Genomic DNA, 6,766 nt, shown 5'->3' on the forward strand with positions numbered 1-6,766 from the left:
GCGGATCTGCGGGTTGCCCAGGCCGGCCGCCTTCAGCAGCTCGGCGCAGGCATCGACCATGTCCGGGTTGCCGCACAGGTAGGCGATGTCGGTGGCCGGGTCCGGCGTGAAACCGGCCAGCGCCTGCTGCACGTAGCCGTGCTGTACATCCGGGTGCGGTTCGGTCGGCAGTTCGCGCGACAGGCACGGAACATAGCGGAAGTTCGCGTGCTTTTCGGCGAAGCTGTAGAAATCTTCGCTGTACAGCAGCTCGCCCGGACTGCGCGCGCCCTGCAGCAGCACGATCTGCACGCCGCGTTCGGCTATGGCCTTCTCCAGCAGCGGCAGCATCGAGCGGTAGGGGGTAACGCCGGTACCGGTGGCGATCAGCAGGTAACGGGCGTTGTGGTCACCGGGATTCAGGCAGAACCGGCCATAGGGGCCGGACGCACTGATCTGGCTGCCCTGCTCCAGCGCCTCGAACAGGGCCGTGGCGGCGCCACCGGGCACGAAACTGACCGCGATGTCCACCGCCTCGCCCGGGCCCAGCGCATGGTCGTGGATGGTCGCCAGCGAGTAGCTGCGCTTGGTTTCGGTGCCGTCGGCGTAGCTGAAATGGACCTGGATGAACTGGCCGGGCTGGAAATCCAGCGGCTGCCCATCGTCACGCACGAACTGGTAGTGGCCGACGGTCGGGGCCAGCATGCGGCAGCCGACCAGCTTGAGGGGGAATTGAACAGGCACGACTTTTCGGGACAGTGTGTAGCCGGGGCAAGCCCTCGGGGTCTTCTATAATAGCCCCTCCCCGCCCCTCTCCAGCGCCAGCCCATGGGCGCGAAGGCTTCGAGCTTGGCATCCCAGAACGATACGGCGCCCGCCCTGCGCGTGCGCGACCTGCGCAAGACTTATGACAACGGCACCCAGGCCCTGAAGGGCGTTTCCCTGGAAGTGGCCCCGGGCGACTTCTTCGCCCTGCTCGGCCCCAACGGGGCGGGCAAGTCGACCCTGATCGGCATCATCAGCTCCCTGGTCAACCTCAGCGAGGGCCAGGTGGAGGTGTTCGGCAGCGACCTGGTGCGCAACCGCAGCGCCACCATGCGCCTGATCGGGCTGGTGCCGCAGGAGATCAATTTCAACCTGTTCGAAAAGCCCTTCGACATCCTGGTGAACTACGCCGGATTCTACGGCGTGCCGCGCGAGGAAGCCGAGCAGCGCGCCGAGGAAGAGCTGAAGCGCGCGCACCTGTGGGAAAAGGCCCAGGTGATGAGCCGCACGCTGTCCGGCGGCATGAAGCGCCGGCTGATGATCGCCCGCGCGATGATGACCCGCCCGCGCCTGCTGATCCTGGATGAGCCGACCGCCGGCGTGGACATCGAGATCCGCCGCGACATGTGGCGCGTGCTGAAGGAGATCAACGCTGCCGGCACCACGATCATCCTCACCACGCACTACCTGGAAGAAGCCGAGTACCTGTGCCGCCACCTGGCGATCATCAACCATGGCCAGATCGTCGAGCAGGGGCCGATGCGCACCCTGCTGGCCAAGCTGGACGTGGAAGGCTTCCTGCTGGACATCGACGGTGACCTGCCGGCGCAGCTGCCGGTGATCGAGGGCGCGACGCTGACCGCGCCGGACCCGCACACGCTGGACATCGACATGCCACGCGCGATGGACCTCAACCGCGTGTTCGCTACGCTGAACGAGTCCGGCATCCGCGTGCGTTCGATGCGTACCAAGAGCAACCGCCTGGAGGAGCTGTTCGTGCGCCTCACCGGCAACATGGAGAAGCCTGCATGAGCACCACCGAGCTGACCGACGGCCAGCGCAACCGCATCGCGCTGATGACCATCGTGCGCCGCGAAGTCGCCCGCATCATGCGCATCTGGGGCCAGACCCTGGTGCCGCCGGCGATCACCATGACCCTGTACTTCCTCATCTTCGGCAACCTGATCGGGTCGCGCGTGGGTGACATGGGCGGCTACACCTACATGCAGTTCATCGTGCCGGGCCTGGTGATGATGAGCGTGATCCAGAACAGCTACGGCAACATCAGTTCCTCGTTCTTCGGTGCCAAGTTCGGCCGCCACGTCGAAGAACTGCTGGTCAGCCCGATGCCGAACTGGGTGATCCTGTGGGGCTACGTGGCCGGTGCCGTGCTGCGCGGCCTGATGGTCGGCGTGATCGTGCTGATCATCGCGATGTTCTTCACCCCGGTGCGAATCCCGCATCCGATCGTGATGCTGACCACGGTGATCCTCGGCGCGACGATCTTCTCGCTGGCCGGATTCATCAATGCGGTGTATGCGAAGAAGTTCGATGACGTGGCGATCGTGCCGACCTTCATCCTGACCCCGCTGACCTACCTGGGTGGCGTGTTCTATTCGGTGAAGCTGCTGCCGGGCTGGGCCGAAGCGGCCACGCACGCGAACCCGATCTTCTACATGGTCAACGCGTTCCGCTATGGCCTGCTGGGTAGCAGCGATGTGCCGCTGCCGGTGGCCTACGGCCTGATGATCGGATTCGTGGTGGTGCTGACGGCGCTGGCCCTGTGGCTGCTGCGCCGTGGCGTGGGTATGCGCAGCTGAGACCTGCGTGGTAGTGCCGGCCGCTGGCCGCAACACCAGATCCACGCCATGCGTGGATGCAGCAGTCTGTAGAGCCGAGCCTATGCTCGGCTCTTTTTTGCCTGCAATCTCCGGCACAATCGCAGTTCTGATTCCCCCCAGAAAACGGTGAACGTGCAATGCGCATCCTGATCCTCGGCGCCGGCGGTACCGGCGGTTACTTCGGTGGCCGCCTGGCCCAGGCCGGCGTGGACGTGACCTTCCTCGTGCGCCCCGCGCGCGCCGCGCAGCTGGACCATGATGGCCTGGTCATCCGCAGCCCACTGGGTGATGCGCGTTTCCCGGTTCAGCACGTCACGGCTGATGCACTGCCCGCACTGGTCGCGCAGAAGCCCTTCGACCTGGTCATCCTCAGCTGCAAGGCCTACGACCTGGACAGTTCGATCGATGCCATCGCCCCGGCAGTCGGCGCGAACACCACCGTGCTGCCGATCCTCAACGGCCTGCACCACTACAACGCACTGGACCTGCGCTTTGGCCGCGACGCGGTGCTCGGCGGCCTGTGCTTCATCAGCGCCACCAAGGCGCCCGATGGCGCGGTGCTGCATCTGGGCAAGCCGGCCAAGCTCACCTTCGGCGAGCGCGACGGCGGCGCGATCTCCGCGCGCGTGCGCGGCTTCGCTACGGTCTGCGCGAAGGCCAACCTTGATCACCTGGCCAGCGAGCGCATCGGCCAGGAACAGTGGATCAAGTACACCTTCCTGACCGCGCTGGCCGCAGCCACCTGCCTGCTGCGTGCGGATATCGGCACCATCGTCGCCACCGATGATGGCGAGGCGATCGTACGTGGCCTTTACGACGAGTGCCTGGCCGTCGCCGAAGCCGCCGGTGAACCGGTTCCGGAGGCAGCGAAGGACACTGCGCGCGGCACGCTGACCCAGGCCGGCTCGGCGTTGAAGGCCTCGATGCTGCGTGATCTGGAGGCCGGCCAGCAGGTGGAGGCCGAACAGATTGTTGGCGACATGCTGGTGCGTGCGCGCAGGGCTGATCAGGAAGCCCTGCTGCTGCAGGTTGCCTACAGCAGCCTGCAGGCCTACCAGGCACTGCGGGTCGCGTGAGTCCCGCCTTGCAGGCCAGCCCATTGCCCGCGCGGGTACTGATTCTCGGGCTGGGCTGGAGCGGACGCGTGCTGGCCGCGCAGCTGCAGGCGCACGGCATAGGCGTGGCCGGCACGGTGCGCGATCCCTCGTTCGCGCCGGACGATGGCCTGCCACGGCATCAGCTGCACGCCGACACGCCACCGTCGCCTGCCCTGCTCGATGTGATCGCGCAGGCCGATGCCGTGCTGTGCAGCGTGCCGCCCGACGCGGAGGGCGACCCGGCACTGCGCCTGCTGCTGCCCGCGCTGCAGGCCAGCCCGGCATTGCGCTGGGTCGGCTATCTGTCGTCGACCTCGGTGTATGCCGACCGCGCCGGCGGTTGGGTCGACGAGCGCAGCGCGGCCGACGCCACTGAAGCGGCTGGCGTGCAGCGCCTGCTCGCGGAAGCCCAGTGGCGCGCACTGGCCGGACAACGCGGCATCGCCTCGGCGGTATTCCGCCTGCCCGGCCTGTACGGGCCGGGTCGCAATGCGCTGGTGCAGTTGGCGCAGGGGCGTGCGCGCCACGTGGTTCGCCCGGGCCAGGTGTTCAACCGACTGCACGTGGATGACCTGGCAACCGTCATCATCGCCGCAATGCGGCGCCCGGCCCGGCAGGGTCTCTACCTGCCCAGCGACGACGAACCTGCACCGCCGCAGGATGTGCTGGCCTTCGCCGCGAAGCTGGGCGGGTTTGCGCTGCCGCCCGCCGTGGCCTGGGATGACCCGGCACTGAGCCCGACGCTGCGGCGCTTCTACGAGAGCAACAAGCGCATCGACAGCCGTGGCACGCGTGAAGCATTGGGCTGGGAGCCGAGGTTCCCCAGCTACCGTGAGGGCCTGCGCGACCTGCTCCGGTAGTGCCGGCCGCTGGCCGGCAATCAAGATGTGCTGCCGGCCAGCGGCCGGCACTACCATCAACCCGCGTCGGGCAGGCGGAAGAACGCGCGGGCGGCCGCCGTGGCATTGGCCGCGGTCACCGCAACGTCCTCGCCACGGTCACGTGCCAGCTCTTCCACGATGTGCGACAGGAACATCGGCTCGTTGCGCCGGTCCTTCGGCATCGGCTTCAGCGTGCGCGGCAGCAGGTACGGCGCGTCGGTCTCGATCATCAGGCGGTTGGCCGGGATGTTCTTCACCAGTTCGCGCAGGTGCGCGCCACGGCGTTCGTCGCACAGCCAACCGGTGATGCCGATGTACCAGTCCTGGTCCAGGTAATCGAACAGCTCATCGCGTTCGCCGGTGAAGCAATGCACCACCGCCGGGCCGATGCGGCCTTCGAAGTTCTTCATCTGTGCCATGAAATCGGCGTGCGCGTCGCGCTGGTGCAGGAACAGCGGCTTGCCGTTGTCCGCGGCCAGCTGCAGCTGGCGCTCGAACGCACGGTGCTGCGCCGGGCGCGGCGAGAAGTCACGGAAGTAGTCCAGCCCGCACTCCCCCACCGCCACCACTTCCGGATGCGCGTGCAGCGCGCGCATCTCGGCATCGCATTCCTCGGTGTATTCCACCGCGTGGTGCGGGTGCACGCCGGCGGTGGCGTACAGGAAGCCGGGGTGCTGCTGGGCCAACTGCAGGGCCAGTGGCGAGTGCTCGCGGCTGGCACCGGTGATGACCATCTGCACCACGCCGGCCTGGCGCGCGCGGTCCAGCACGGCATCGCGGTCGCGGTCGAAGGAGTCGTGGGTCAGGTTGGCGCCGATATCGATCAGGTGCATGGTCATCGCGGGGGAAAAGTGCCCGCGCATTGTACCTGCGCCCGCCGTGCCCCCTTATCCTTTGCACATGACCGCCCCGCTCTTCCCGATTTCCCCGCTGCTGCCGCAGATCCAGCAACACCTGGCCGCGCAGCAGCGACTGGTGCTGGAGGCCCCGCCCGGTGCCGGCAAGACCACCCAGGTGCCACTGGCACTGCTCGACGCACCGTGGCTGCAGGGCCGCAAGATCATCCTGCTGGAACCACGGCGGGTCGCCGCCCGCAGCGCCGCGCTGTTCATGGCGCGGCAGCTGGGCGAGGAGGTCGGTGGCACGGTCGGCTACCGCATCCGCTTCGAAAACAAGGTTTCGGCGCGCACGCGCATCGAGGTCGTCACCGAAGGCATCCTGACCCGCATGCTGCAGGACGACCCGATGCTGGAAGAGGTCGGTGCGATCCTGTTCGACGAATTCCACGAGCGCCATCTCAGCGGCGACCTCGGCCTGGCGCTGGCGCTGGATGTGCAGGCGCAGCTGCGCGATGACCTGCGCCTGGTGGTGATGTCGGCCACGCTGGACGGCGAGCGGCTGGCAGGTTTTCTCGATGCGCCGCGGCTGAGCAGCGAGGGCCGCAGCTACCCGGTGGCGATCAGCCACTTCCCGGCGCGCCGCGATGAGGCGCTGGAACTGCAGGTGCGCCGCGCGGTGCAGCAGGCCCTGGCCGAGCACCCCGGTGACCTGCTGGTGTTCCTGCCCGGCCAGCGCGAGATCGCGCGGGTGCAGGCGGGCCTGCAGGAATCGCTCAATGGCGATGTCGAGGTCCTGGCGCTGCACGGTGAACTGCCCGTGGAACAACAGGCGCGCGTACTTCAGGTGGCCAGCGATGGCCGCCGGCGCGTGGTGCTGGCGACCAACGTCGCCGAGTCGTCGGTGACGTTGCCCGGCGTGCGCGTGGTGATCGACAGCGGCCAGGCACGCGAACCGCGCTACGACCCCAACAGTGGCTTCACCCGGCTGGACGTGGTGGCCATCGCGCAGGCATCGGCCGACCAGCGCGCGGGCCGTGCCGGGCGCGTCGCCGAAGGCGTGGCCTGGCGGCTGTGGCCACAGTCGCAGCGGCTGGAACCGCAGCGCCGCGCCGAGATCGACCAGGTGGAACTGGCCGGACTGGCACTGGAACTGGCGGCCTGGGGCAGCAGCGATCTGCGCTTCCTCGATCCGCCCCCGGCGGGTCCGATGGGCGCGGCGCGCGAACTGCTGCAGCGGCTCGGCGCCCTGTCCAGCAGTGGCGCGATCACCGAACTGGGCCGGCGTGTGCTGGCGCTGGGCACGCATCCACGGATGGCGGCGATGCTGCTGGCAGCGCCCGATGCCCGCGCCCAGGCGCTGGCTG

General features: G+C 68.1%; 7 protein-coding genes. 5 read left to right on the forward strand and 2 right to left on the reverse strand.

What is annotated here, in order from left to right:
* Positions 1 to 723: ferredoxin--NADP reductase (locus N5E02_RS19505; protein WP_279946636.1), on the reverse strand; the 723-nt coding region annotated here is incomplete at its 3' end.
* Between the two features lie 84 nt (positions 724 to 807).
* On the opposite strand from N5E02_RS19505, the gene N5E02_RS19510 reads away from it, so the two are divergent.
* The 4 genes from N5E02_RS19510 (at position 808) to N5E02_RS19525 (ending at position 4,542) form a co-directional block, all read left to right on the forward strand.
* Complete coding sequence (locus tag N5E02_RS19510) at positions 808 to 1,776, forward strand: ABC transporter ATP-binding protein (RefSeq protein ID WP_005420224.1); 969 nt, start codon at positions 808 to 810, stop codon at positions 1,774 to 1,776.
* Positions 1,773 to 2,564 carry an ABC transporter permease gene (locus N5E02_RS19515; RefSeq protein ID WP_005420226.1) on the forward strand — a complete coding sequence of 264 codons (792 nt, stop codon included), beginning with the start codon at positions 1,773 to 1,775 and terminating at the stop codon, positions 2,562 to 2,564. Before N5E02_RS19510 ends, N5E02_RS19515 begins: the two co-directional genes overlap by 4 nt.
* A 158-nt stretch (positions 2,565 to 2,722) precedes the next feature.
* Positions 2,723 to 3,661, forward strand: a complete 939-nt coding sequence (gene panE, locus N5E02_RS19520) for a 2-dehydropantoate 2-reductase (protein ID WP_279946637.1) — start codon at positions 2,723 to 2,725, stop codon at positions 3,659 to 3,661.
* Entirely contained in the window at positions 3,658 to 4,542 is an 885-nt protein-coding gene (locus N5E02_RS19525) for an NAD-dependent epimerase/dehydratase family protein (protein ID WP_279946638.1), read from the forward strand. The genes panE and N5E02_RS19525 overlap by 4 nt, the downstream gene beginning before the upstream one ends.
* A 56-nt stretch (positions 4,543 to 4,598) precedes the next feature.
* Here the strand turns inward: N5E02_RS19525 and N5E02_RS19530 are convergent, their stop codons facing one another.
* The gene (locus N5E02_RS19530) at positions 4,599 to 5,396 is read right to left on the reverse strand and encodes a TatD family hydrolase (RefSeq protein ID WP_005420232.1); all 798 of its coding nucleotides are present in this window, start codon (positions 5,394 to 5,396) and stop codon (positions 4,599 to 4,601) included.
* Between the two features lie 67 nt (positions 5,397 to 5,463).
* Between N5E02_RS19530 and hrpB the strand changes: the two genes are divergently transcribed.
* The coding region (gene hrpB, locus N5E02_RS19535) for an ATP-dependent helicase HrpB (RefSeq protein WP_279946639.1) at positions 5,464 to 6,766 on the forward strand (1,303 nt) is incomplete at its 3' end.

The organism is Stenotrophomonas sp. GD03777 (assembly GCF_029842485.1).
GTDB classification, from domain to species: Bacteria; Pseudomonadota; Gammaproteobacteria; order Xanthomonadales; family Xanthomonadaceae; genus Stenotrophomonas; species Stenotrophomonas sepilia.

Bases quoted from the DNA above. Each gene is read 5' to 3' on its own strand.
- N5E02_RS19510 (WP_005420224.1), top strand. From the start codon at position 808: ATGGGCGCGAAGGCTTCGAGCTTGGCATCCCAGAACGATACGGCGCCC.
- N5E02_RS19515 (WP_005420226.1), top strand. From the start codon at position 1,773: ATGAGCACCACCGAGCTGACCGACGGCCAGCGCAACCGCATCGCGCTG.
- panE (WP_279946637.1), top strand. From the start codon at position 2,723: ATGCGCATCCTGATCCTCGGCGCCGGCGGTACCGGCGGTTACTTCGGT.
- N5E02_RS19530 (WP_005420232.1), bottom strand. From the start codon at position 5,396: ATGCACCTGATCGATATCGGCGCCAACCTGACCCACGACTCCTTCGAC.